At 48.8% G+C, this 23,998-nt stretch carries 24 protein-coding genes and 1 tRNA gene; 21 read left to right on the forward strand and 4 right to left on the reverse strand.

Translation table 11 applies throughout. The annotated features are described in order from the left end of the window. The first annotated feature begins 82 nt into the window (after positions 1-82). From hflK to PRUB_RS04875, 4 genes are all read left to right on the forward strand, one after another. Positions 83-1,246, forward strand: a complete 1,164-nt coding sequence (hflK, locus tag PRUB_RS04860; RefSeq protein WP_010383980.1) for an FtsH protease activity modulator HflK — start codon at positions 83-85, stop codon at positions 1,244-1,246. Between the two features lie 5 nt (positions 1,247-1,251). Further along, complete coding sequence (gene hflC / locus PRUB_RS04865) at positions 1,252-2,130, forward strand: protease modulator HflC (protein ID WP_010383983.1); 879 nt, start codon at positions 1,252-1,254, stop codon at positions 2,128-2,130. Positions 2,131-2,378: 248 nt separating this feature from the next. Then, positions 2,379-3,695: an adenylosuccinate synthase gene (locus PRUB_RS04870; RefSeq protein WP_010383986.1), complete on the forward strand. Its 1,317-nt coding sequence runs from the start codon at positions 2,379-2,381 to the stop codon at positions 3,693-3,695. 149 nt (positions 3,696-3,844) lie between these two features. After that, on the forward strand, positions 3,845-4,459 hold the full coding sequence (locus PRUB_RS04875; protein ID WP_010383988.1) for a tetratricopeptide repeat protein: 615 nt from the start codon (positions 3,845-3,847) through the stop codon (positions 4,457-4,459). Positions 4,460-4,471: 12 nt separating this feature from the next. On the opposite strand, the gene PRUB_RS04880 is transcribed toward PRUB_RS04875, so the two are convergent. Next, positions 4,472-6,328: a cation:proton antiporter gene (locus PRUB_RS04880; protein ID WP_010383990.1), complete on the reverse strand. Its 1,857-nt coding sequence runs from the start codon at positions 6,326-6,328 to the stop codon at positions 4,472-4,474. A 641-nt stretch (positions 6,329-6,969) separates the two neighbouring features. On the opposite strand from PRUB_RS04880, the gene proB reads away from it, so the two are divergent. Together proB and PRUB_RS04890 are read left to right on the forward strand one after the other, a co-directional pair. Continuing rightward, positions 6,970-8,061, forward strand: coding sequence for a glutamate 5-kinase (gene proB / locus PRUB_RS04885; protein WP_010383992.1), 1,092 nt, complete (start codon positions 6,970-6,972; stop codon positions 8,059-8,061). Beyond that, positions 8,058-9,305: a glutamate-5-semialdehyde dehydrogenase gene (locus tag PRUB_RS04890; protein ID WP_010383994.1), complete on the forward strand. Its 1,248-nt coding sequence runs from the start codon at positions 8,058-8,060 to the stop codon at positions 9,303-9,305. The genes proB and PRUB_RS04890 overlap by 4 nt, the downstream gene beginning before the upstream one ends. A 94-nt stretch (positions 9,306-9,399) precedes the next feature. Here PRUB_RS04890 and PRUB_RS04895 read toward each other — a convergent pair. After that, positions 9,400-9,475 (reverse strand) — tRNA-Ala (locus PRUB_RS04895). A gap of 128 nt (positions 9,476-9,603) precedes the next feature. Between PRUB_RS04895 and PRUB_RS04900 the strand changes: the two genes are divergently transcribed. Together PRUB_RS04900 and PRUB_RS04905 are read left to right on the forward strand one after the other, a co-directional pair. After that, positions 9,604-9,996 (forward strand): hypothetical protein, encoded by a 393-nt coding sequence (locus tag PRUB_RS04900; RefSeq protein WP_010383997.1) that lies wholly within the window; start codon positions 9,604-9,606, stop codon positions 9,994-9,996. Next, on the forward strand, positions 9,993-10,508 hold the full coding sequence (locus PRUB_RS04905; protein ID WP_010383999.1) for a prolyl-tRNA synthetase associated domain-containing protein: 516 nt from the start codon (positions 9,993-9,995) through the stop codon (positions 10,506-10,508). Before PRUB_RS04900 ends, PRUB_RS04905 begins: the two co-directional genes overlap by 4 nt. A 6-nt stretch (positions 10,509-10,514) precedes the next feature. Here the strand turns inward: PRUB_RS04905 and PRUB_RS04910 are convergent, their stop codons facing one another. After that, on the reverse strand, positions 10,515-11,678 hold the full coding sequence (locus tag PRUB_RS04910; RefSeq protein ID WP_010384002.1) for an MFS transporter: 1,164 nt from the start codon (positions 11,676-11,678) through the stop codon (positions 10,515-10,517). Between the two features lie 217 nt (positions 11,679-11,895). Here PRUB_RS04910 and PRUB_RS04915 point away from each other — a divergent pair, with 217 nt between their 5' ends. The 4 genes from PRUB_RS04915 to PRUB_RS04930 all read left to right on the forward strand — a co-directional run bounded on the left by PRUB_RS04915 (position 11,896) and on the right by PRUB_RS04930 (position 14,973). Then, positions 11,896-12,438, forward strand: coding sequence for a DUF2058 domain-containing protein (locus tag PRUB_RS04915; protein ID WP_010384004.1), 543 nt, complete (start codon positions 11,896-11,898; stop codon positions 12,436-12,438). A gap of 101 nt (positions 12,439-12,539) precedes the next feature. After that, the gene (locus PRUB_RS04920; protein ID WP_010384005.1) at positions 12,540-12,860 is read left to right on the forward strand and encodes a c-type cytochrome; all 321 of its coding nucleotides are present in this window, start codon (positions 12,540-12,542) and stop codon (positions 12,858-12,860) included. Between the two features lie 161 nt (positions 12,861-13,021). Further along, positions 13,022-13,789, forward strand: a complete 768-nt coding sequence (locus PRUB_RS04925; protein WP_010384007.1) for a class II aldolase/adducin family protein — start codon at positions 13,022-13,024, stop codon at positions 13,787-13,789. Between the two features lie 8 nt (positions 13,790-13,797). Next, positions 13,798-14,973, forward strand: coding sequence for a mandelate racemase/muconate lactonizing enzyme family protein (locus PRUB_RS04930; RefSeq protein WP_010384009.1), 1,176 nt, complete (start codon positions 13,798-13,800; stop codon positions 14,971-14,973). A gap of 68 nt (positions 14,974-15,041) precedes the next feature. Here PRUB_RS04930 and suhB read toward each other — a convergent pair whose 3' ends face one another. Then, positions 15,042-15,845, reverse strand: a complete 804-nt coding sequence (gene suhB, locus PRUB_RS04935) for an inositol-1-monophosphatase (protein ID WP_010384011.1) — start codon at positions 15,843-15,845, stop codon at positions 15,042-15,044. 282 nt (positions 15,846-16,127) lie between these two features. Here suhB and trmJ point away from each other — a divergent pair, with 282 nt between their 5' ends. From trmJ to PRUB_RS04980, 9 genes are all read left to right on the forward strand, one after another. Continuing rightward, entirely contained in the window at positions 16,128-16,850 is a 723-nt protein-coding gene (trmJ, locus tag PRUB_RS04940) for a tRNA (cytosine(32)/uridine(32)-2'-O)-methyltransferase TrmJ (protein ID WP_010384012.1), read from the forward strand. A 267-nt stretch (positions 16,851-17,117) separates the two neighbouring features. After that, positions 17,118-17,609, forward strand: coding sequence for a Fe-S cluster assembly transcriptional regulator IscR (gene iscR / locus PRUB_RS04945; RefSeq protein WP_010384014.1), 492 nt, complete (start codon positions 17,118-17,120; stop codon positions 17,607-17,609). A gap of 23 nt (positions 17,610-17,632) precedes the next feature. Next, entirely contained in the window at positions 17,633-18,847 is a 1,215-nt protein-coding gene (locus PRUB_RS04950) for an IscS subfamily cysteine desulfurase (RefSeq protein WP_010384016.1), read from the forward strand. 53 nt (positions 18,848-18,900) lie between these two features. After that, the gene (gene iscU, locus PRUB_RS04955; RefSeq protein ID WP_010384017.1) at positions 18,901-19,284 is read left to right on the forward strand and encodes a Fe-S cluster assembly scaffold IscU; all 384 of its coding nucleotides are present in this window, start codon (positions 18,901-18,903) and stop codon (positions 19,282-19,284) included. 9 nt (positions 19,285-19,293) lie between these two features. Further along, positions 19,294-19,617 (forward strand): iron-sulfur cluster assembly protein IscA, encoded by a 324-nt coding sequence (iscA, locus tag PRUB_RS04960; RefSeq protein WP_010384020.1) that lies wholly within the window; start codon positions 19,294-19,296, stop codon positions 19,615-19,617. Between the two features lie 63 nt (positions 19,618-19,680). Further along, the gene (gene hscB, locus PRUB_RS04965) at positions 19,681-20,205 is read left to right on the forward strand and encodes a co-chaperone HscB (protein ID WP_010384022.1); all 525 of its coding nucleotides are present in this window, start codon (positions 19,681-19,683) and stop codon (positions 20,203-20,205) included. A 57-nt stretch (positions 20,206-20,262) separates the two neighbouring features. Continuing rightward, positions 20,263-22,125 (forward strand): Fe-S protein assembly chaperone HscA, encoded by a 1,863-nt coding sequence (hscA, locus tag PRUB_RS04970; protein WP_010384024.1) that lies wholly within the window; start codon positions 20,263-20,265, stop codon positions 22,123-22,125. 1 nt (position 22,126) lies between these two features. Beyond that, the gene (fdx, locus tag PRUB_RS04975; RefSeq protein WP_010384025.1) at positions 22,127-22,465 is read left to right on the forward strand and encodes an ISC system 2Fe-2S type ferredoxin; all 339 of its coding nucleotides are present in this window, start codon (positions 22,127-22,129) and stop codon (positions 22,463-22,465) included. 59 nt (positions 22,466-22,524) lie between these two features. Continuing rightward, the gene (locus PRUB_RS04980) at positions 22,525-23,961 is read left to right on the forward strand and encodes an NAD-dependent succinate-semialdehyde dehydrogenase (protein ID WP_010384028.1); all 1,437 of its coding nucleotides are present in this window, start codon (positions 22,525-22,527) and stop codon (positions 23,959-23,961) included. The last annotated feature ends 37 nt before the right edge of the window (positions 23,962-23,998 follow it).

Consider the following 23,998-nt stretch of genomic DNA (forward strand, 5'->3'; position numbering starts at 1 on the left):
ATATCGCACGCATTTCTCTATTAGATCTCTGTGTTTTTTGTTAGATTTAGATTAATTCATTTTATAACAATGGAGTATAGCTATGGCCTGGAACGAACCGGGTAATAATGGCAATGATAACGACCCGTGGAAGAACCGCGGCGGTCGTGATCAGGGGCCACCTGACTTAGACGAGGTATTCCGCAAATTCAACAACAAGTTTGGCGGTATGTTTGGCGGTAAGCCAGGCAAAGGCGGTGGTATCGGCGGTGCCGGTACGGTGTTTGTGCTGCTGATTGCGTTTGTTGTTTGGGCACTGAGCGGTATTTACACAGTGAAAGAAGCCGAACGTGGCATCGTGCTGCAATTCGGCGAATTTAACCGTATCGCCGAGCCGGGCCTGCGCTGGAAAATGACTTTCATTGAGCGTGTTATCCCCATTGATATTGAAGCGGTTCGCTCACTGTCGGCATCCGGTTTTATGCTGACCGAAGACGAAAACGTGGTAAGTGTTGAGTTTGAAGTACAGTATCGCGTGGTTGATCCAACTTTGTATCGCTTCAGCGTAACCGATGCCGATCACAGCTTGCAGCAAGCGCTTGATAGTGCATTGCGCTATGTTGTGGGTCACTCTCGCATGGACCAGGTCTTAACCACAGGTCGTGAGTTAGTGCGTCAGCGCACCTGGGATGAGTTAACTAAAATCATCGAACCTTATAACCTGGGCATCATAGTCACCGATGTGAACTTTAAAGATTCGCGTCCGCCTGCGGAAGTTAAAGATGCGTTCGATGACGCCATCGCAGCACAAGAAGATGAAGAACGTTTCATCCGTGAAGCAGAAGCCTATGCAAGAGAAATTGAGCCTCGTGCTCGTGGTCAGGTAACGCGTATGACTCAGGAAGCCGAAGGTTATAAAGAGCGTATCACACTGGAAGCACAGGGTGAGGTTGAGCGCTTTGAAAAGCTGCTGCCGGAGTATCAGGCTGCCAAGCAGGTTACCCGTGAACGTCTATACATCGAAACCATGGAACAAGTGCTGGGTAACAGCTCTAAAGTACTGGTTGATGTAAAAGGCGGTAATAATATGATGTATCTGCCGCTAGATAAAATTATGCAACAAGGCAAGCCTGGCTCTCAGGTCACCTTACCGAGCCAGAATGACATCAATCAGCTACGTCAGTCACTAGGTCAGTCACGCAACAGCACAGTTAATAGCAGTGATGATCGTTTTTCACGTGACCGTTTTAACAATGGTGGGAGGTAACTGATATGAAAAACATGACTGTTGTAGGATTGATCATTGCCGCATTTTTGGCTTTCTCATCGGTGTTTGTTGTCACAGAAGGTCAGCGCGCCATTGTTTTACTATTCAGTAAAGTACAAAAAGACAGCCAGGATAACGCGGTAGTCTATGAGCCGGGTCTGCACCTGAAGGTGCCATTCTTTAGTCAGGTACGTCGTATTGATGCACGTATTCAGACGCTGGATGGTGCGCCAGACCGTTTCGTGACCAGTGAGAAAAAAGACCTGATCGTTGATTCATTCGTGAAATGGCGTGTGAACGATTTCTCTGCTTACTATCTGCGTGCCAGAGGTGATAAACAGTATGCTGAAACTCTGTTGAAGCAGAAAGTGAACAATGGTCTGAGAACCAACTTCGGTTCGCGTACCATTAAGGAAATCGTTTCGGGTGAGCGTAGTGAGCTGATGGAAGAAGCACTGGTACAGGCATCTGAAAGTGCCCAGGAACTGGGTATTGAAGTACTGGACGTGCGCGTGAAGCAAATTAACCTGCCGAACGAAGTTAGTAACTCTATCTTCCAGCGGATGCGTGCTGAGCGTACTGCTGTGGCCAAAGAGCACCGTTCAGAAGGTCAGGAAAAGGCTGAGATCATTCGTGCTGAAGTTGACCGCCGAGTAACGGTTATGCTGGCAGATGCGGAACGTAATGCACGTGCCGTACGTGGTCAGGGTGATGCCCAGGCTGCGAAAATTTATGCTGACGCCTACAACAAAGATCCGGAGTTCTTCGGTTTTGTTCGCTCGCTGGAAGCATATAAAAATACCTTCACCAGCAAAGGTGATGTCATGGTATTGTCACCAGACAGCGAGTTCTTCGATTACATGAAGAACAAGAAAGGTGAATAATCCCATCTTCGATTGACATCAATAACATGGTGTCAATTGGTATAAAAAACCTCGCAGTAGCGGGGTTTTTTACATTTTAGTGATGGCTATTCTCTGTCGCTGACGACACCCCTTGATCAGATAAGATAAAGAAAACCGCCTAAATTCATCAGGATCCCGGCGAGTGCGGAAAAAATAGCCGTAATGGGGTGTTTTGAACGGGCTTTTCTGATAAAATCTGCGCCTAATTTTTTCTAAGTGATTTTGCAATGGGTAAAAACGTCGTTGTATTGGGCACCCAGTGGGGTGACGAAGGTAAAGGTAAGGTTGTAGACCTGCTGACAGATAAGGCTTCTTTGGTTGTTCGCTATCAGGGCGGACATAATGCGGGCCACACACTGGTGATCAACGGTGAAAAAACCGTTCTGCACCTTATCCCGTCTGGCATTCTGCGTGATAACGTAAAATGTATTATCGGTAACGGTGTGGTATTGGCACCAGACGCGCTAATGAAAGAAGTACGCATGCTGGAAGAGCGTGGCGTACCAGTTCGTGAACGTTTGTTGATCAGTGAAGCTTGTCCGTTGATCTTGCCTTACCATGTTGCTTTGGATCAGGCACGTGAATTGGCACGTGGTAACAAAGCAATCGGTACAACAGGACGTGGTATCGGCCCTGCTTATGAAGATAAAGTAGCGCGTCGTGGCCTGCGTGTTGGCGATTTGTTCAACCCTGAACAGTTTGCAGCTAAGCTCAAAGAAGTGCTTGAGTACCATAACTTCAGCCTGGTTAACTACTACAAAGTAGACCCAGTTGACTTCCAGAAGACCTATGATGAAGCAATGGAAATTGCTCAAATCCTGAAGTCTATGGTTGTCGACGTAACCGAGCTGTTGGACCAAACGCGTCTGAAGGGCGATAACATCCTGTTTGAAGGCGCTCAGGGTACCCTGCTTGATATTGACCATGGTACATACCCTTATGTAACCTCGTCTAATACCACAGCCGGTGGTGTTGCGACTGGTGCTGGTTTTGGTCCTTTGCACTTGGACTATGTACTGGGTATCGTAAAAGCTTACACCACACGTGTTGGTTCAGGCCCGTTCCCGACAGAGCTTTACGACGGTCAGGACAAGCAAGATCCAGTTGGTAAACACCTTGGTGAGAAAGGCCACGAGTTTGGTGCTACCACAGGTCGCCTGCGTCGCACTGGTTGGTTTGATGCCGTTGCAATGCGTCGTGCAATCCAGATCAACAGCATTTCAGGTTTCTGTCTGACTAAACTGGATGTACTGGATGGTCTTGAAACTATCAAGATCTGTACTGGTTACCAGTTGGAAGATGGCACGGTAACGAACGTGACACCTCTGGCTGCTGAAGGCTACGAGAAAGTCACGCCAGTCTACGAAGAGATGCCTGGCTGGTCAGAAAACACCTTTGGTGCAACGACGGTTGAAGCGCTGCCAGAAGCCGCTGTTAACTACATCAAGCGCCTTGAGGAACTGACTGGTGTACCAATCGACATCATTTCAACCGGCCCGGACCGCGTTGAAACTATGATTGTTCGCAACCCATTCGGCGAATAAGCATTAAAAATAAAAAAAGCTGCTACGGCAGCTTTTTTTATGTCTGCAATACCACATCATATCTTCCAAGCCTGCGCTGTGGCACATTTATTGTATAATTAATCTCAATGTGTCATTGGTACGTATTGAATATGAACAAGCAACTAAGCATGATATCTGCGCTAATTGTAAGCACTTGCTTACTTGTTAGCCCAGGCTCTAAAAGTGAAGAGGCGATAGAGGCTGTCCCCTTATACAGTCAGGCAGAGTTACTGGAATTGATCGGCCGTAATGCCCATCTGAAGCGCGTGAAAGACGATGAATGTCAGCTGGTTCAGGATATTGAAGCCCGCGCCGAAATAATGGCGCTGCCCTCCTACCAGTTTCTGTATGGCGATATGCTGGCCTACGCGGTCTGTGTAGAGCGCAATGTGGAACTTGGCTTATATTATATGCGTAAGGCTGCTGAACAGGGGTTAGCACCGGCGCTGGAGCAACTTGGCCGCTATTATGACCTGGGCAAACTGGTGCAGATGGATAAGCGTATGGCTGTCACTTATTTGCGTGAAGCGTCCGTGTTGGGCAATTTGAAAGCCCAGTTACGTCTGGTCGACTTGTTTAATAAAGGCTATGGCAGCCCAAGGGATTATGAGGATGCTTATCGCTGGCTATTCCATGCGGCCGTTGCCGATAAAAAGCTGCATAAGCGCATTGAAACCGCCCTGGCGTTGCTGGCGCAGAAAATGCCGGACAGCGTGGTAAAGCGTGCCCGGCTACCTATGTAAAGCTGAAGCGCCTTAGTCGCCGAGTTTTTCTCCTATAGGCGCTTCTTTTTGCGCCGGATCTCTGAGTACTGACAGCTTAGGCGGTTGCAGTGCCAGAACGCGCTCCCCGCTGCCTGGTGCGTTTTTCATATCTGGTGTAAATGGCCGCACGGGCAAACCATCGTCGTTTTTGCCGGCTTCTCCAATGATAAACAGGGGAATGGCTTCTTTGTTTACTTCCTGATATTGCGACCAGGTGAACTCTTCTGACAGCCTGGTTGCGCTGACTTTGCCGCCTTTGGCCATCATGCTGCTTAATTTGGCATAGTTACCTTCATCGCCAAACAGCAATTGACGCGATAAGAAAGTGGCACTGTCTTTATTTGCTTTGGCATGGTTGGTTGAGGATTTGAGAGAAAATACATTCTGCTCGCCCAGCAGATGCGAGAAATATTGCACACCAAGCGCATTATGATGTCGGTTGGGAGAAAGCGCCATCACTGATTTCAGGCTGGTTAAGGGCAGGTAACGCTCCGCGTGCTCGGATTGCGGGTTACCGTAGTAACAGGGCAGTCCGTCCATCCGTGCCATTTTACAGTTTTCCCACGCCGGATCTGACAGGTAAACATCGACATTTTGCTCTGTGAGCCCTTTGGCGATGGCGCGTGATACGTGATTCGCACCTATGAGTAATAAGGTGTTGGGCGCGGGCTGGCGAACTTTGAGCAGGCGTGCCAGAGGGGTCGCTGTCAGGCTTTGTAAGATCACCGTGACAATGATCACCATAAAGATCAATGGCACCATTTTGTTGGCGTCGGGATAACCTGATTGCATCATACTCAATGCGAATACGGAGCCGACCGCCGCAGCAACAATGCCGCGTGGCGCGATCCAGGCAAGTATCAGTCGGGAACGCAGTGGCAGATCACTACCAAAGGTTGATACAGCAATACTCAGGGGGCGGGCGACAAACAGCACAATAGCCAGAAAGATGAACACGTCGCTATCAAGCAGCATGAGGTCTTCCAGTTGCAGCCGTGCAGCGAGCAGAATGAACAGACTCGAGATTAGGATCATGGATAAATCTTCTTTGAACTCAAGCACCGAATCGATTTCCAGGTCGTCCTGATTGGCAAGCCAAATGCCAAAAATGGTCACGGCCAGCAGGCCGGATTCGTGGCTCAGGTGATTGGCCAGGGTAAAGCTGAACAGCACCAATGCCAGAATACCAAACTTATGCAGCTCATAGGGGAGCCACTCGCGCCGAATGATAGTCGTCGTAAGCCAGCCTGCCACAATCCCCACAGAGGTCCCCACACCCAGCGTTGAAAACAGCGCCAGTATGGTATGGCTGAACACGGCAGCTTCTCCCACCTGGTTCACCGCCTCGAACACCAAAACGGCGAACAATGCGCCTATGGGGTCGATAACAATGCCTTCCCAGCGCAGGATCCGATCAATGTCTTTTTGTGGCCGCATGGCGTTGAGCATGGGGGCTATTACTGTTGGGCCTGTAACCACCAATACCGCGCCCAGTACTGCTGCCACTCGCCAGTCCAGTTCTAACAGCCAGATAGCGCTGGCGGTGAGAATGATAAATGTGGTGAGCATCCCTATCGAGCATAAATTTCTGACGACTTTGCCAATTCCTTTAAGCTCGTGAAAGTGTAACGTCAATGCCCCTTCAAATAAGATAATGGCAACAGACAGGGAGACCACAGGAAACAGTAGATCGCCCAGCAGTTGATCCGGTTGAAGCTGACCAGATATAGGGCCAAGTAACAGACCCGTAAGTAGTAAAAACAAAATAGCCGGTACCCGACAAACCCAGGCAAGCCATTGGGCTAAAACAGAAAATAATGCAATCCCGGCAATATAAATAGCTGACATAGCTGCTCCCACAAGTTGGGGTAAATGTAATTATAGTGTTTGCTTGGTTATAGCACAGTCAAACAACAAATAAAGTGTTAGTTCTGCTCGAACTAGCAACAAGCATGACTTTTTTACAGTGTGTCCATTCAATAAATGATGCTGATTTTTGGTCATAATATGGTGATATTTATAGACTATCAATTGTACTTATGGCGACTATAAACCGCCTATATCTGCTAGGGTTGCAATTTGAACTGGATCCGCGTTATGGTAATAAGCGTTTATTCGAGCGGGCTGCGTGCCCATCATCAATCTATCTACCCATGTGCGCAATTATTCATTGCGATCAGGCCTTTTTTGCCACACCAAACCATGGTGAGCCTGCAAAAAACGGCTCGACCAGCAGAGCATGTCTCTCAGGTCACAATCAATCTTTCTTAGTTTTCGCAGCCACAGTTGCTTGTTAGTACTGAATAGTTCAGTGCGTGCATGTCAGAGGTCTGTCTGTTTGCCGTTTCGAAATGTATGCTGTATTTGTGTGAGTGGGTATTTCGAAGCCGTTGTTATCTTATCTTTTGTGGTCGCGTAAGCTGACAAAGAGGTGTTGTAGTATCAACCAGGGTGCTGCGCGCATGAGGATAATGTAAAACGGAAAAAACATGTCAATTGAAACATCTCAACGCATCGTGATAAAAATCGGCAGTGCGTTAATTGCGCCAGAGCAGGATGGCTGTCGCTCTCGTTACCTGCTGAACATTGCTCAGTTCATCGTTCAGTGCCGTGCCAAAGGCAAAGAAGTGCTACTGGTGTCATCCGGCGCCGTGGCCGCAGGGTCGCATTTGTTTAAGAACAAAGATAAAAGTTCGGTGGCGGTAAAAAAGGCCATGGCAGCAGCGGGGCAGACTGAAATGATCTCGACCTGGGAGCGTTTTTTTGACTTTCCTTCAGCCCAGTTATTGCTAACCCATGGTGATTTACGAGACCGTGACCGATACAACAGTATTCGTGAAACATTGTTCACTTTACTGGAGCAAGGGATCTTGCCTATTATCAACGAGAATGATGCGGTGACAACAGATGATTTAAAGGTTGGTGATAACGACAATTTGTCAGCCATGGTTGCAGCGGCAGCAGATGCAGACTGCCTGATCATTTGTTCAGATGTGAATGGCTTGTATGACAAAGATCCGAATAAAAACGCGGATGCCAGGTTGTTAGATACGGTGGGTGAACTCACCCCGGAGATCTATGCAATGACGGGCGGCCCGACCAGCAGTGTTGGCACCGGAGGCATGAAAACTAAGTTACAGGCGGCGGAAAAAGCCACCTCTCACGGTATTGTCACTTATATCGTAAACGGGTTTAACGAAGATACCTTCACCGAATTACTCAATGGTGCTAATCCGGGAACGCGTTTTCTGCCTTATGACACACCGATGCAAGAAGCGCTGCATTGGATGACACACACCGCGTCAGAGCAGGGAGAATTGATTGTTGAATCCGGCCAGTTTGATGCACTGAGCTGTGATGATATCGTTGCTGTCAATGGTGACTTTTCAGCGGGAGAAACCGTACTGGTCAGGAGCGAAGATGGTCAGAAGCTGGCAAAAGCAAACTGTAATTACAGCAGCTGTTTGCTTAATTTTATTGCCCAGCAGGATAAAGACATAGTGACCGAACAGGTTCAGAATAGTATCGGGCCTGTTATCTCACAAAATGATATTGCCGTATTTGAGGAAAGAAATTCATGAGCTTAATTACAGACATTGCACATAATGCCGCACAGGCGGCGAAAACTCTGGCGCTATTATCCAGCACCCAAAAAGACGCGGTATTGCGTGGTATGGCGGGCGCGCTCAGAGCCAATATGGATGCAATCATTGATGCTAACCAACAGGACTTGGCGGCGGCACGTGATAATCAGTTGCCAGCTGCCATGGTTGATCGCCTGACACTCACGCCAGAGCGTATTGAAGATATGGCACAGGGAATTGAAACCATTATTGAGTTACCCGATCCGGTTGGTACAGTGCGTGATTTAGGCTCACGACCCAATGGCATTGAGATCAGGAAAATGCGGGTGCCTCTTGGCGTCGTTTGTATGATTTATGAAGCTCGTCCAAACGTGACAGCAGATGCCGGTGCTTTGTGCTTTAAATCGGGCAATGGGGTGATCCTACGTGGTGGTAAAGAGGCACTGCAAAGCTCGCTTGCCATTGCCTCTGTGTTACATACCGTGCTGGAGGCTCATGATCTGCCTAAGGCTTTGATTAGTGTGATACCCGATCCGGACCGCAGCCTGATGATGGAGCTGATGCAGCAAAAAGACTACATTGACCTGATCATCCCACGCGGTGGTGAAGGCCTGATCCAGTTTGTGACTCAAAACAGTACTGTGCCAGTGATCCAGCATTTTAAAGGGGTATGTCATTTGTATGTCGATAAGGATGCGGATCTTGATAAGGCGCTGCAATTGCTACTTAACGGTAAAACCCAGCGCACCGGCGTGTGTAACGCACTTGAGGGGCTGATTGTCCATCAGGACATTGCTGAGCAGTTTTTACCACAAGCCGCAGAGGCTTTGCAGCAGCGCGGTGTTAAGATCAATGCTGATCAGGCGAGTGCCGGCTACTTCGACAATGCTACAGTGCTAGCGGATGATGAGTTTGGTGAAGAGTACCTGAGCCTGGAGATTGCCATTAAACAAGTGGCTGATTTCAGGGCGGCTGTGGCACACATCGACCGCTTTGGCAGTCATCACACCGAAGTGATCTGTACGCAGGATAGGCAGACTGCGGACTTATTTCAGCGCAGCGTTGATGCTTCGGTGGTCATGGTGAATGCTTCATCACGGTTCAGCGATGGCGGTCAGCTTGGGTTGGGCGCTGAAATCGGTATTGCAACAACAAAATTGCATGCCTATGGTCCGATGGGACTGGAATCACTGACGACTGAAAAATACCTGGTGAATGGCGACGGCCAGATCAGAAATTGATTTTTATGGGTTCAAGGATGACCCAGTACACAGTTTAATTTGCTGATAACAAACAGATTAAAGATAAAGAGAGACATAAAAGAAAGGCGGAAAGTGGTGGAGCTAAGCAGGATCGAACTGCTGACCTCCTGCGTGCAAGGCAGGCGCTCTCCCAGCTGAGCTATAGCCCCACTTCCGGTGTCGATTTGACGGTGAGAATTTAAAACATTTCGCTACTCAGCGTCAAGTCTTGGTCATAAAAAACTTGCCAAATAACCGCGTTGCTTTGATACACTGGGCAAAAAATACAGAGAAATTTATGATACGTGCGAGTCTACTGCTTGGCGCCGTACTACTGCTCAGTGCTTGTAGCAGTAAGCCAGAGGGGCCACTTCTGGAAGTCGAAAGTCAACAACTACATCAACGCGTTAATGCGAAAGGGCAGGACGAGTTTGCGTTTGTCGTCACTGTTAAAGCCACCCCGCAAATGAATTTGGATACCAGTAAGCCGGTATCCCGACGTGATTTAAAGCGCTTCGCGGATCAGCAAAGAGTCGAAGACTCGTCTGAGATGAAACTCAAACTGGAAGACGAAGCGGTTGTCAGGCTTAAAAAAGCACTCAGTGATGCCCGTTACTGTGAGTCCGGCTACAAGATAGAGCAGGTGTTTTGGCGCGACCGCAGCGTGCAGTTACGTGGTATTTGTCAATGAGCACGCTGACAGTCTCTCAATTGGCGGCGTTGCTTCATAAGTTGGACATCATTTACCAGGCTTATCAGCATCCCCCTCTGGCAACCTGTCAGGATGCTGATAAATTGGCCCTTGAACGCAGCGGCACACGCCTGAAAAACCTCTTTTTACGCGACAATTATGGCCGACAACATATTTTGTTGATCACCACAGCAGATAAACAAATTGACCTTAAGGCTTTGTCTAAACAACAAGATTTATCCCGGATCGGGTTTGCTTCTGATAGTCGGCTGCAGCAATATTTAGGGATAAAACCAGGCTGTGTCTCTGCGCTGGCGGTTGCCAATGACCCAGAGCAGCAAGTCCAGCTATGGCTGGATGAGGCGCTGAGTGACGCGGTACTGTGGCAATGTCATCCTTTCGAAAATGACAAAACCTGGGTGCTGTCTTTAGCTGATTTAACGCGTTTCTGGCAGCATACTGGTCATCAACCTGTGTGGCTGACCGTGCCAGAGCGAGTCGTGACAGTGTGACCCAGGCTACGACGATTTGTGTATCAGGCTCGCTTTTTCCGGCTCTGTTTGGCAGTAATTCCGCCACACCAGCAGCAAACCGCCGCTACACACAAACAGCAACGTAAGCAGAAAATAAACCAGCCCCCAGCGCTGGTAAATGATGCCTGGCAGATAAGAGCCCAGCGCGCCGCCACAATAGTAAAAAGACACGTAGGCACCATTGGTTACCGTGGCTTCGGCTTTACTGAGTTGATTAGCCAGGGGAGCTGCACTGGCATGGATCATAAACATGCAGGCGCAAAACACAGTAAACAGCACTAGAAACAGCCAAAAGTGATGCCACAGCATGCCCAAAATGGTCAGGCAGTACAAAGCAAACAGGCCACTGAGGATCTGCCACATACTGGTCGATAACTTACTGAGCAGTGGGGTCGACAAAGACAAACACGCGCCGATCAGATACCCCGTATAAACCCATCCAATCAGGCGAGGGTCGCTTATCTGATAGTCATTGCTGAGAATGAAAGGCAGATAGTTGAGCAGCGCTGCAAAGCAAAAAAACATACAAAATACCGCGCCATAGAGGCTCAACAGATTTGCCTGTTTCAAGGGCTTGAGATAAGCCAGTGGATGATTTGCCTGACTACTCACCGCCTGAGCACGCGTTGGATTGATCCTCCATGCCAGCAACACAAGCATCACAGCATTGAGCAGATAAAAGCTTTGCCAGTTGAACCACACGGCAAAGTTGGCAGCCAGTGTACGACCCAGATAGCCGCCAACTATGGTGCTGCCAATGTACCAGCTCATCGTGCGTTTGAGCTGGGTGTGTTGATAGGTACGTCCCAGGTATCCTGTCATGGCGGTCAGTGCAGCCGGGAGTAGCAACCCTTCAGCAAAGCGTATTGCAAGCATCCACTGAAAGTGCCCGCTGAGCGCAAACCCAACGCAACACAGTGCCAGCAGCAACATCACGACTTTGATGATCTTCAGTGGATTACGTTTCGTAAATAATAACCCGTAGCATATGGGCGCAATCGCCAGCGGCAGCATAGTCACTGACATAAGCATGCCAGATTTTGCTGGTGTTATCTGATACTGGTGTGCAAACACCGACAATAACGGCTGGGGTGCGTACAAAACGCAAAAAATGGCGACGGAGCACAACAACAAGTGCGGCAGAGACATAACGCATCCACAATGACCAAATAGCGCTCAAATTATGCCTGTCAGACAATGGAATTGCGAAGCCAATTAGAGAAAACTTGCGGTAAATCATATTTTTTAGTTCAGACTCTGCTAGATTTTTGGCTAATAAAATTTTTCTTCCGTATCGGCCAGCAGCAGTGGTCAAATTCGTCTACTGCGTTAAAATAGCGTCAGTCTAGATTTATGGAGTGGCATTATGGGATCTCTACAAGATCAACTTTTGAAAGCGGGCCTGACCACCGAGCACAAAGCGAAAATTGCGAAGAGTGAAAAGCGCAAATCTCAGAAGAAAAAGAAAAAGAAAGGTGCAACCAGCGACGTCAGCGATCTGCAAAAACACATTGAGCAAACCAAACAGGCACAACAGCAAAAAGCCGAAGAGCAGAATAAGGCTAAGCAGGCTGAGCTAAAAGAGCGTGAACAGGTAGCCCGGGTTAAGCAAATTCTGGAACACCATAACCAGGAAGAAATTCGTGGCAACGTGACCTTTAACTTTACTTATGAAAGCAAAGTTAAAGAGCTGGACGTGAATGCCCAGACGCAGCAAGCTTTGGCGAAAGGCCGACTGGCGATATGCGTACTTGAAGGCCAGTTCTACGTGTTACAGGATGAACCGGCTCGTAAGATTGCCGAAGTCGATGAAAAGTACATTGTCTTCCACGTGGAAGATGGCCAGAGTGATAAGGACGAAGACGATCCTTATGCAGACTTCGAAGTGCCTGATGATCTGATTTGGTAGGTACCCTGGCTGCACCCATATGCTCACCGTCATCGGCGTATGGATAACAGTGCGGCATAGACTACACTTGAATTGATCCGTTATATTAGAAGAGAAAAGATATGAGCAAGATGAAACAATTAATGTTAGCCAGTGGCCTGGCCGTTGCTGCGCTTTCTGCCGGTACAGCCAGTGCTGCCGATGGTAAGGCTTTGTACACGGCGAAGATGTGTCAGACCTGTCATGGCGCAGAAGGTAAAGCACCTATCATGCCTTTGTATCCTAAACTGGCCGGGCAGAATAAAGAATATTTGCTGGCTCAGATGAAAGACATTAAATCTGGCGCGCGTAGCAATGGCATGTCAGCAGCCATGAAAGCCATGACTGCGAACGTGTCTGATGCAGAGCTGGAAGCCATTGCCGATTACCTGTCTAAACTATAGTAGGCTGGCAACATTAAAAAAAACCACCGCTTGCCGGTGGTTTTTTGATCCACATCGACGATTATGCTTTCTCCCGGATTGAATCATTGCATCCCGGAGGTGAGTGTTTTAGACTTCTATACATCCAAATTACATTGGGCTTTATAACAAAAGGAACAGCCATGTTTGAATTGCCGAAACTCAATCTTAAAGACAAAGTCAGTGAGCAAGAGTGGCGACTGCGTGTTGATCTGGCGGCGTGCTATCGTCTTGTGGAGCATTTTCGCTGGGGCGACTTGATCTATACACACATGTCTGCCCGTTTACCAGGCACAGATCACTATCTGGTTAATGCATTTGGGCTGAGTTTTGATGAGGTTACCGCTTCTAATCTGGTGAAAGTGGACCTGCAAGGCACCATTCTGGACGACACGCCTTTTGAAATAAACCCGGCCGGCTTTACCATTCACAGTGCCATTCATGAAGTACGAGAAGATGCCCATTGTGTGATCCATCTGCACACCAAAGAAACCATTGCCGTTGCGAGTCTGGAAGGGGGCCTGTTGCCACTCAGTCAGCACAGCATGTTTTCGCTGCCTTCGTTGTCTTATCACGAATATGAAGGCCTGGCCGTGAATGAGGCTGAAAAAGCGCGGTTGCAGAATGACCTGGGCACCACCAACCACATGCTCTTGGTTAACCATGGGGGGTTAACGGTGGGACCGACGGTCGGTGATGCCTTCATGCGTTTTTATGATCTGCAACGTGCCTGTGAGATCCAGGTCGCGATCCAGGCAACGGGTCGTCCGGCGATTGAAGTACCGCAGCCCATTCAGGACAATATTTATAATCAGGCAAAAGTGGTGCACAGTGGTAGCACCGGTGGCCAATTAGCCTGGCCCGCCATGTTGAGAAAGGCATACCGCCTGGATCCTGGCTTTGCCGAATAGGAGTCAAAATGAAAGTTAATCGCGTCGAAGTGTTTGATATTCACTGTCCGGACAGACCTGCCTGGACCCCGGTTTTTGTTCGCATCCATACGGATGAAGGAATTTCTGGTGTGGGTGAAGCGGGCCTGGCCTACGACCTGGGACACAGTGCCGCTGCAGCCATGATCAAAGAAATGGCAGAAGCATTTTTAATTGGTCATGACCCATTCCAGACCGAAATGTTGTGGGCTCGCATGTTGCGTGAGAGCTTCTGGGGCTTAGGTGGTGGACCTGTGGTGTATGCAGCCATGAGTGCCATTGATACTGCCTTGTGGGACATTAAAGGCAAAGCATTGAACCTGCCGGTATATCAGCTGCTGGGCGGTAAAGTGAATGATGAGCTGCGTACTTACGCGTCGCAATTGCAGTTTGACTGGGACAGTGAATTTAAAGCATTGGTACAGCCTCACGAATATGCTGAGGCAGCACACAAAGCGCTGGCTGAGGGTTATGATGCAGTCAAAGTCGACCCTATTATGTACGACAAAGACGGCAATACATATTACGACCGTACTAAATTGATCTCGCGCGGCGAAATGAAGCTGTATCGGGCACGTATGCAGGCGATCCGCGAGGCCGTGGGCGATGAAGTGGATATCATTTTCGAATGCCACAGTCTGCCTGGTGCCACGTCCGCAATTCAAATTGCAGAAATTGCAGAAGAATTTGACTGTATGTATTACGAAGAACCAGTCAATTACCTGAACCACTCTCTGCATGCCAAGGTTGCCAACAAAACTGCAGTACCGATTGCCGGTGGTGAGCGTTTGTATAATCGCTGGGATGTTCGTCCTTACTTTGAAGATCAGAGTATTGATGTATTGCAGCCGGATATTGGTTTATGTGGTGGTTTTACTGAGACCAAAAAGGTTTGTGATTACGCCGATATTTTTGATATTCGCATTCAGGCGCACGTTTGTGGCGGACCCGTCGCAACGGCTGCCTCATTACATCTGGAAACGGCCATTCCTAACTTCCTGATCCATGAACATCATACTTATGCGATTAAAAAGTGGAATCGTGAGTTGTGTCTTCAGGACCCTCAGCCAGAAAAAGGCGTGTTTAAGGTGTCTGAAGCGCCGGGGATCGGCATTGAACTGAATGATGAAGTGGTGATGCGCTCAGCCCGCGTTGAAATTAAGTAATTCAGGTTTAATTTCAGACATAAAAAAACCCAAACACATGTTTGGGTTTTTTAATTTTTTCGTCCAGCTTACTTAAGTAGTGACTCAGTCAGGACTGGACGAATTTCTTTTACAATCGCCTGGCACAGTTTAGGGGCACCACACACAATGTTTCCACTGTTGTTATAGTTGGCACCGCCAGCGAAGTCCATCAGCATGCCGCCGGCTTCTTTAACCAGTAGTTCACCCGCAGCTGTGTCCCAAGGCTTAAGACCGATCTCGTAGAAACCATCGATACGACCCGCAGCAACATAGGCCATGTCCAACGCCGCAGAGCCAGCGCGACGGATATCGGTGGTTTGAATAAACAGCGCTTTAAAGGTTTCAGTGTAAGCGTCCAGGTGATGCTTTTGTTTGAACGGAAAGCCTGTTGCCAGCACAGAACCTGCTAGTTCAGTACTCTTAGTAACGCGAATACGTTTGCTGTTCAATTGTGCACCCTGACCGCGAGATGCTGTAAACAGCTCATCACGGATTGGATCGTATACAACAGCTTGTTCAACGCGGCCTTTTACTTTCAGCGCGATAGAAATAGCAAAGTGTGGAATGCCCTTGATGAAGTTAGTGGTGCCATCAAGCGGGTCAATAACCCAAAGGTAATCGGCTTGCTTGCCATCTGTGTGGCCAAGCTCTTCACCGACAATTGCATGCTCCGGGTAGGCTTTCAAAATTGTGTCGCGGATAACCAGTTCCGCTTCTTTATCTACGTTTGTTACGAAGTCGTTTGAACCTTTTTGTGAAGTCTCAACCTGAGACATGTTTTCACAAGCACGTAGAATCACCTTACCCGCGTTACGCGCAGCGCGTACCGCAATGTTTAACATTGGATGCATAGCATTACCTTTGAATTGTAAAAGAACTAAAAATTTCGAGCCGGCGTATTCTAGCGATTTTTGCTGCAAAGTAAATAACCCTTAGTCAAAAAAAGTGTGCTTTTTTTAACCAGATTGAGAAAGTGATTTAAATTCAGCCAGTTTAGGTGAGGTAGACAGTGTGCCGGGGTTTTCACTTAGGCTGGCTCTTTGCTATTCAGGTGCGTCTGGTCCGGATTTTACTATCTGGCGAATTCGCGTTTGTGCTAAACTCCGCCATTATTTTTTCCTGAGGCATAAGACATGGCATTAGAAGACATTCGCATTGTATTGGTAAATACCTCCCATTCAGGCAATATCGGCTCGGTTGCACGCGCGATGAAAACCATGGGGTTATCGAAACTCTATTTGGTGGATCCAGCGTGTGAGGTAGACAGCCATGCCAGCGCTCTGGCGGCCGGTGCAACTGACGTGCTGGGCAATGCGGTTCAGGTTGAGAAGCTCGAAGACGCCATTGCTGATTGTGCCTTAACCATAGGTACCAGTGCGCGTTCTCGTACTTTATCCTGGCCTATGGTTGGCCCGCGTGAGTGTGCTCAAAAGCTGGTAGATGGTGCTGAGCAAACCCCGGTTGCATTGGTGTTTGGCCGTGAAAACAGCGGTCTTACCAACGAAGAGCTGCAATTGTGTAATTACCACGTGTGTATTCCTGCAAACCCGGAGTACAGCTCGCTGAATCTGGCTATGGCGGTGCAAACGCTGGCCTATGAAACCCGTATGACCTATCTGGATCGTCAGGAGCAGCCAGTTGAGCTGGACGACGCGCAATATCCCACTTCGCAGCAAATGGAACTGTTCTATGAGCATCTTGAGTCCACTCTGAACGACACCGGTTTTATCATAAAGCAGCACCCGGGCATGGTCATGACCAAGCTAAAACGCCTGTTTAACCGTGCTCGTCCGGAAGATCAGGAGCTCAACATCCTGCGCGGTATTTTAAGCTCAATTAATAAATCAATAAAATGATGGGGTTAGCGTTTTGGTATGAGATATACCAAAGCGCTGAAATAATCTCATACGTAAATACTTGACTAAAATACTCAGGTAATTACAATGTCCATAATACCTGAGGAAATTAGTCGGGTATTATGATAAGCGCAGATTGAACACGCTAGGTAAGTACCTACCTACGTGTTATCCGCATAGCACAGGGCGATTGGTTGTTGGTTAATACTTGACTATCTTAGTCAGGTAATTACAATTTGCGCCTTGATAACTTTTCTGGGGGCACGCATGAAACTGACTTCAAAAGGCAGATATGCAGTGACAGCGATGCTGGACGTCGCACTACACGCAAATATTGGGCCCGTGCCTCTGGCGGATATTTCCGAACGTCAGGAAATATCTCTGTCATACCTGGAACAATTATTTGCCCGTTTGCGTAAACATGGCTTAGTGAGCTCTGTTCGCGGACCGGGTGGCGGCTACTTGCTGGGCCGCGACGCGCATACTATTTCCGTTGGCGATGTGATCGCCGCGGTCGATGAATCCGTAGATGCGACTCGATGTCATGGTGAAGGTGGCGGCTGCCAAAGTGGTATGCGCTGTCTTACTCATACATTGTGGTCAGACTTAAGTATGCGCATTGAAGAGTTTTTAAACAGTATTTCCCTCGCCGAGTTAGTCGCTAATTCCGACGTGCAGTCTGTTGCAACGCGTCAGGATAATGGGGTTAACAGTGCAATGAAGCAATTAGAGAATATTCAAGTGAGTTGCCAGCTGTAAACTGGCGTCTAGCGGAGAAAGAAATGAAATTACCGATATATTTAGATTATGCAGCGACCACTCCGGTTGATCAGCGTGTTGCAGACGAGATGATGCAGTGCCTGACTATGGATGGTAATTTTGGTAATCCAGCCTCACGTTCGCACCGTTTTGGGTGGCAGGCAGAAGAGCTGATTGACCAGGCGCGTAACGATATCGCTGATTTGATCAACGCTGATCCGCGTGAAATTGTTTTCACTTCAGGGGCTACCGAATCAAACAACCTGGCAATCAAAGGCGCGGCTAATTTCTATCAAAAGAAAGGCAAGCACGTAATTACCGTAAAAACCGAGCACAAAGCTGTGCTGGATACCTGTCGTGAATTAGAGCGTCAGGGCTTCGAAGTTACGTATATGGAAGTCGAAGAAAACGGTTTGCTGGATCTGAAAAAGCTGGAAGCCGCAATTCGCGAAGACACCATTTTGATCAGCATTATGCACGTAAACAATGAGCTGGGTGTGATTCAGGATATCGCCACCATCGGTGAGATGTGTCGTGAGCGCAAAATTATGTTCCATGTGGATGCTGCGCAAAGTGCCGGTAAAGTACAGATCGACCTGCAACAGCTGAAAGTCGACTTTATGTCTTTCTCTGGCCACAAAGTATATGGCCCTAAAGGGATTGGCGCACTGTATGTCCGCCGTAAGCCGCGTGCACGCCTTGAAGCGCAAATGCACGGTGGTGGTCATGAGCGTGGTATGCGTTCAGGTACACTGGCAACCCACCAAATCGTGGGCATGGGCTCTGCTTTCCGTGTGGCCAAAGAAGATTTCGAAAAAGATCATGCCCACATCAGCACGCTGCGCAAGCGTCTGCTGGACGGCGTGATGGATATGGAAGAAGTGTATTTCAATGGTGCTATTGACCAGTCAGTGCCAGGTATTGTCAACCTGAGCTTCAACTTTGTTGAAGGTGAGTCACTGTTGATGGCGGTTAAAGACATTGCCGTGTCATCGGGTTCAGCATGTACATCAGCGAGCCTGGAGCCGTCTTACGTATTGCGTGCACTGGGCCGCAACGATGAACTGGCACACAGCTCAATCCGCTTCAGCATCGGTCGTTTTACCACTGAAGAAGAAATCGATTATACCGTTAAGCTCATCAAAGACTCGATTGGTCGTTTGCGTGAGATGTCACCGCTGTGGGAAATGTTCAAAGATGGCGTTGACTTAGATGCAGTTGAATGGGCACACCATTAAGCAAATCCGTGTATAGCAAGTTAATACTATAGGCAGGTAGTGAGGAAAGAATTATGGCGTACAGTAACAAAGTAATTGATCACGTGGAAAACCCACGTAACGTTGGTTCATTAGACAAGAATGATCCGAGTGTCGCAACGGGTATGGTTGGCGCACCAGCATGTGGCGACGTGATGAAGCTACAGATCAAAGTATCAGGTGAAGGTATCATCGAAGATGCAAAGTTCAAAACGTACGGCTGTGGTAGTGCTATCGCATCATCGTCGCTGGTTACTGAGTGGGTGAAAGGTAAAACACTTGATGAAGCAGGTGAAATCAAAAACACCGATATCAGTGCTGAACTAGAATTACCGCCAGTGAAAATCCACTGCTCAATTCTGGCAGAAGACGCAATTCAGGCTGCAATTGCAGACTACAAGAGTAAACAGGCGAAGTAAGAGATAACTATGGCAGTGACACTGACAGAGTCGGCAGCAGGCCGAGTACAGACTTTTTTGGCCAACCGTGGTAAAGGCATTGGGCTGAGAGTCGGCATTAAAACGACCGGCTGTTCAGGTCTTGCCTATGTACTTGAGTTTGTGGATGAACTGGACGAAGGCGATGAGGTTTTTGAAGAAAGGGGCGTCAAAATCATCGTCGATGCTAAGAGTCTGGTTTATATCGACGGCACTGAGCTGGACTACACGAAAGAAGGTTTGAACGAAGGGTTTAAGTTCATTAACCCGAATCAAAAGGACGAGTGTGGCTGCGGCGAAAGTTTCACCGTATAATCTCTTTTGTGACTAACAACTCTAAAGCCCTGCCTTGGTAGGGCTTTGCTGTATTGGATGCGTATGCGATATTTTGACTTATTCGATTTACCGGTCAGCTATCAGGTTGACCTGGCAGCTTTAAACCAGCGTTATTTAGATCTGCAACGTGCCGTTCACCCCGATAAGTTTGCCCACCTGGGTGAACGAGAAAAACTGTTGGCGGTGCAAAAAACGGCTGAGATCAATGATGCTCTGGCGGTACTGAAACACCCAGTAAAGCGCGCTGAATACATGTTGAGCGAGCGTGGTGTGGATATTCGTGCTGAGCAACAAACCTTGCAAGATCCGGCGTTTTTGATGCAGCAAATGGAGCTGCGTGAGGCACTGGAGGATATTGCACACAGTACCGACCCAGAAGCAGAAATCGAGTCCTTTGAAGCGCAAGCCAGACAATTGGAGCAGCAATACAGTGCAGGTCTGGGTGAGCTGTTGGTTAGTCAAGACGAAGCGGCCTTGCAGCGCGCGGCGGATCATATTCGCAAACTCAAGTTTGTTTATAAGTTGAAAGACGAGCTATCTCGGATAGAAGACAGCCTATTCGACTGATTCATGCGTTGTTGCTTAGTACAGCAACAACCAGCTTCACCAAAGTGAAAGAGCATTATGGCATTATTGCAAATTGCTGAGCCGGGGCAGAGCGCGGCACCTCATGAACATAAACTGGCCATCGGGATCGACCTGGGCACCACTAACTCTTTGGTTGCTACGGTTCAAAGTGGCGAGGCCAGAACCCTTAGTGACCTCAACGGCGATGCGATGTTGCCATCGGTCGTTCGTTACCATGGTGAGCAGATCAGCGTCGGCCAGACGGCACAGCAGGAAGCTGCTCTGGACCCGGAAAACACCCTGATCTCAGTGAAACGCTTTTTAGGTAAAACGGCGCAAGACATTACTAACAGTTATGGTCAGCTGCCTTACACCTTTGTTGAGCATCAGGGCAGTCTGGCGGTTCAGACCAGTGCAGGGCCAATCAGCCCGGTGCAGGCATCAGCTGAGATACTAAAATCCCTTCATCAGCGCGCCGTTGAGAGTTTCGCTGGGGAAGACGTAATGGGTGCAGTGATCACTGTGCCTGCCTACTTCGATGATGCGCAGCGTCAAAGTACCAAAGACGCTGCAGAAATTGCCGGTTTGAAAGTACTGCGTTTGCTTAATGAGCCCACGGCAGCGGCTGTGGCGTATGGTCTGGACTCAGGCCAGGAAGGGATCATTGCGGTTTATGATTTAGGTGGCGGTACCTTTGATATTTCCATTTTGCGCCTGAACAAAGGGGTCTTTGAAGTGCTGGCAACGGGCGGTGATTCAAGCCTGGGCGGCGATGATTTTGATGCGCTTTTGGTCACTGTTTTTCAACAGCAAACCGGGCTGACAGACCTGTCTGCTAAAGAACTGCGTTTGTTTATGAACAAAGCGAAGGCCTGCAAAGAAGCACTGACCAGCTATGAAACGGTGAACGTGAAGCTTCCTGTTCGTGATCAGGAATTTACCGTAACCATTACCCGTGATCAGTTTGCCGAACTGGCAGATGCTCTGGTTAAGAAGACGTTGCGTTCATGTCGTCGTGCATTGAAAGACGCCGGTGTTGAAAAAGAGGAAGTACTGGAAGTGGTAATGGTCGGCGGTTCAACTCGTATGCCGGTGATCCGCGATGCCGTTGAAGTCTTCTTTACTAAGCCGCCATTGACGTCCATTGACCCGGATCGAGTTGTGGCCTTAGGTGCGGCAATCCAGGCGGATATTCTGGTGGGGAATAAACCTGATTCAGATATGCTATTGCTGGACGTTTTACCATTGTCATTAGGCCTTGAAACCATGGGTGGGTTGGTTGAGAAGATCATTCCGCGCAATACCACTATCCCGGTTGCTCGTGCACAGGAGTTTACGACGTTTAAGGATGGTCAGACAGCCATGTCTTTGCATGTGTTGCAGGGTGAGCGTGAGCTGGTTGATGATTGTCGCTCTTTGGCTAAGTTCAGCCTTAAAGGTATTCCCCCTATGGCTGCAGGTGCGGCTCATATTCGTGTCACATTTAAAGTGGATGCGGATGGCCTGCTGAGCGTTTCAGCCATGGAAAAATCAACAGAAGTACAGGCTGAGATCCAGGTCAAGCCGTCGTTTGGCCTGAGCGATGACCAGGTTGCACAAATGCTGAAAGATTCTATGAGTAATGCCAAAGAAGACATGCAGGCGCGTATGCTTAAAGAGCAGCAGGTTGAAGCATTGCGCGTACTCGAAGCCCTGGAAGCGTCGCTGGCGACCGACAGTGGCTTACTCAATGAGCAAGAGCTGAGCGCATTGCGCGATGCGATGGCTGAGCTCGATAACGCACGACTAACTGCCACTGATCCACAAGCGATCAAAGCGGCAATCGAACAGGTGGACGAGGCAAGCAGTGAGTTTGCATCACGCCGTATGGATGTATCAATTAAACACGCACTGCAAGGTCAGTCGGTAGACGAGGTGTAATATGCCACAGATTATCTTTTTACCCCACGAAGAACTTTGTCCGGAAGGCGCAGCCATCGAGGCTGAATCTGGCAAAACGGTACTGGATGTGGCACTGAAAAATGGCATCAGTATTCCTCATGCCTGTGAAAAATCATGTGCCTGTACAACTTGCCACGTGGTAATTCGTGAAGGGTTTGATTCGCTTGAAGAGAGTGATGAACTGGAAGATGACATGCTGGATAAGGCCTGGGGTCTGGAAGCGGAATCCCGACTGGGCTGTCAGGCAGTAATTGCCGATGAAGATCTGGTTGTGGAAATACCCAAATACAACCTCAATATCGTCAACGAAGAACACTAATCGTTGTTATCACAGGGCCGCATAATGCGGCCCTGTTCAGTTATGTAAGGAGCGCAGGTATGACGCATAACACTGAACAAGCGCATAGCTGGATTAATGGCAGTCCCTGGCAGTCGGAGCAACAGTTAACGGTGATTAACCCTGCCAATGCGTTGCCTATTGCCATGGTTTCAATGGCAGATCATACAGCGGCCGAACAAGCATTGAATGCGGCGCAGGCCTGTTTTGACATCCTCAAGCAGCGCACGGCACAGCAGCGTGCTGCGGTACTGATGCGTTGGTATCAGCTTATTCTGGATAATGAAGCTGCGCTTGCGGAGCTGATGAGTAAAGAGCAGGGCAAACCGCGCAAAGAAGCCGTCGCAGAGGTCAGATATGCCGCAGGGTTTGTGCAGTGGTTTGCTGAGGAAGCTCGGCGCGCCTATGGTGAAGTGATCCCATCACATAGCCCGGCTCACCAGCTCACGACCATTAAACAGCCAGTTGGTGTGGTACTTGGGATCACACCCTGGAACTTCCCCCTGGCCATGATCACGCGCAAGGTGGCGCCAGCTTATGCTGCGGGTTGTCCGTTCATCCTAAAACCGTCTGAAGAAACCCCATTGAGTGCGATTGCACTGGCAAAACTGGCATTGGAAGCCGGGTTTGAAAACGCGGCGTTTCAGGTGCTCGTGACCGATGATGCCAAGGCCCTGGTTGCCCCTTTGCTGGCCAGTCCGGTGGTACGAAAACTGACCTTCACTGGGTCGACTGCGGTAGGTAAAAAGCTCCTCGCGCTCAGTGCGGATACAGTTAAACGTACCTCCATGGAGCTGGGTGGGAATGCGCCTTTCATTGTTTTTTCCAGTGCTGACGTGCGAGAGGCCGTAGCGGGCTTGATGGTGGCTAAATTCAGAAATGGCGGGCAGACCTGCGTGGCGGCCAACCGAGTGTTTGTCCACCGTGATGTCCACGATGCGTTTACAGCAGCATTGGTTGATGAAGTTGCTCAGTTGGTTGTGGGTGACGGCTTAACGCAGGACACCGATATTGGCCCGTTGATCAATCGCAAGGCCAAAGACAAAGCACAGCGATTGGTTGATGATGCGCTCGCTCGAGGTGCTAAACAGATCTATCAGGGGGCACCTTGTGTTGGCCATTTTATGGCTCCAACCGTGCTACAGGGGATCACTGAGGAGATGGATATTTATCATCAGGAAATCTTTGCACCCGTTGTGAGTATCATAGCGTTCTCGGATGAACACACCGTGGTGCGTCAGGCAAATAGCGTCAATGAAGGGCTGGCGGCTTACTTTTACTCTCAGGATGTGTCGCAAATCCATCGGGTGTCTATGGCACTTGAATATGGCATGATTGGGATCAACGAAGGGGCGATTTCAAACCCGGTTGCGCCATTCGGAGGTGTGAAGCAATCCGGACTGGGAAGAGAGGGAGCCAAAGACGGCTTACAGGAATTCCTGGAAAGCAAATACCTGTGCCAGAAATTTCAGGGCTAATTGTTCCGTTATATGGAACTTTTACCGTGTCGACGTG

The organism is Pseudoalteromonas rubra, assembly GCF_000238295.3.
GTDB classification, from domain to species: Bacteria; Pseudomonadota; Gammaproteobacteria; order Enterobacterales; family Alteromonadaceae; genus Pseudoalteromonas; species Pseudoalteromonas rubra.

What these genes read in the sequence shown, in the direction of transcription:
- PRUB_RS04930 (WP_010384009.1), top strand. Translation starts at nt 13,798, where the DNA reads ATGAAAGTTAATCGCGTCGAAGTGTTTGATATTCACTGTCCGGACAGA.
- trmJ (WP_010384012.1), top strand. Translation starts at nt 16,128, where the DNA reads ATGGCATTAGAAGACATTCGCATTGTATTGGTAAATACCTCCCATTCA.
- proB (WP_010383992.1), top strand. Translation starts at nt 6,970, where the DNA reads ATGTCAATTGAAACATCTCAACGCATCGTGATAAAAATCGGCAGTGCG.
- fdx (WP_010384025.1), top strand. Translation starts at nt 22,127, where the DNA reads ATGCCACAGATTATCTTTTTACCCCACGAAGAACTTTGTCCGGAAGGC.
- hflC (WP_010383983.1), top strand. Translation starts at nt 1,252, where the DNA reads ATGAAAAACATGACTGTTGTAGGATTGATCATTGCCGCATTTTTGGCT.
- iscA (WP_010384020.1), top strand. Translation starts at nt 19,294, where the DNA reads ATGGCAGTGACACTGACAGAGTCGGCAGCAGGCCGAGTACAGACTTTT.
- iscU (WP_010384017.1), top strand. Translation starts at nt 18,901, where the DNA reads ATGGCGTACAGTAACAAAGTAATTGATCACGTGGAAAACCCACGTAAC.
- suhB (WP_010384011.1), bottom strand. Translation starts at nt 15,845, where the DNA reads ATGCATCCAATGTTAAACATTGCGGTACGCGCTGCGCGTAACGCGGGT.
- PRUB_RS04920 (WP_010384005.1), top strand. Translation starts at nt 12,540, where the DNA reads ATGAGCAAGATGAAACAATTAATGTTAGCCAGTGGCCTGGCCGTTGCT.
- PRUB_RS04870 (WP_010383986.1), top strand. Translation starts at nt 2,379, where the DNA reads ATGGGTAAAAACGTCGTTGTATTGGGCACCCAGTGGGGTGACGAAGGT.
- PRUB_RS04875 (WP_010383988.1), top strand. Translation starts at nt 3,845, where the DNA reads ATGATATCTGCGCTAATTGTAAGCACTTGCTTACTTGTTAGCCCAGGC.
- PRUB_RS04925 (WP_010384007.1), top strand. Translation starts at nt 13,022, where the DNA reads ATGTTTGAATTGCCGAAACTCAATCTTAAAGACAAAGTCAGTGAGCAA.
- PRUB_RS04910 (WP_010384002.1), bottom strand. Translation starts at nt 11,678, where the DNA reads ATGTCTCTGCCGCACTTGTTGTTGTGCTCCGTCGCCATTTTTTGCGTT.
- PRUB_RS04950 (WP_010384016.1), top strand. Translation starts at nt 17,633, where the DNA reads ATGAAATTACCGATATATTTAGATTATGCAGCGACCACTCCGGTTGAT.
- PRUB_RS04915 (WP_010384004.1), top strand. Translation starts at nt 11,896, where the DNA reads ATGGGATCTCTACAAGATCAACTTTTGAAAGCGGGCCTGACCACCGAG.
- PRUB_RS04890 (WP_010383994.1), top strand. Translation starts at nt 8,058, where the DNA reads ATGAGCTTAATTACAGACATTGCACATAATGCCGCACAGGCGGCGAAA.
- PRUB_RS04980 (WP_010384028.1), top strand. Translation starts at nt 22,525, where the DNA reads ATGACGCATAACACTGAACAAGCGCATAGCTGGATTAATGGCAGTCCC.
- PRUB_RS04880 (WP_010383990.1), bottom strand. Translation starts at nt 6,328, where the DNA reads ATGTCAGCTATTTATATTGCCGGGATTGCATTATTTTCTGTTTTAGCC.
- iscR (WP_010384014.1), top strand. Translation starts at nt 17,118, where the DNA reads ATGAAACTGACTTCAAAAGGCAGATATGCAGTGACAGCGATGCTGGAC.
- hflK (WP_010383980.1), top strand. Translation starts at nt 83, where the DNA reads ATGGCCTGGAACGAACCGGGTAATAATGGCAATGATAACGACCCGTGG.
- PRUB_RS04900 (WP_010383997.1), top strand. Translation starts at nt 9,604, where the DNA reads ATGATACGTGCGAGTCTACTGCTTGGCGCCGTACTACTGCTCAGTGCT.
- PRUB_RS04905 (WP_010383999.1), top strand. Translation starts at nt 9,993, where the DNA reads ATGAGCACGCTGACAGTCTCTCAATTGGCGGCGTTGCTTCATAAGTTG.
- hscB (WP_010384022.1), top strand. Translation starts at nt 19,681, where the DNA reads ATGCGATATTTTGACTTATTCGATTTACCGGTCAGCTATCAGGTTGAC.
- hscA (WP_010384024.1), top strand. Translation starts at nt 20,263, where the DNA reads ATGGCATTATTGCAAATTGCTGAGCCGGGGCAGAGCGCGGCACCTCAT.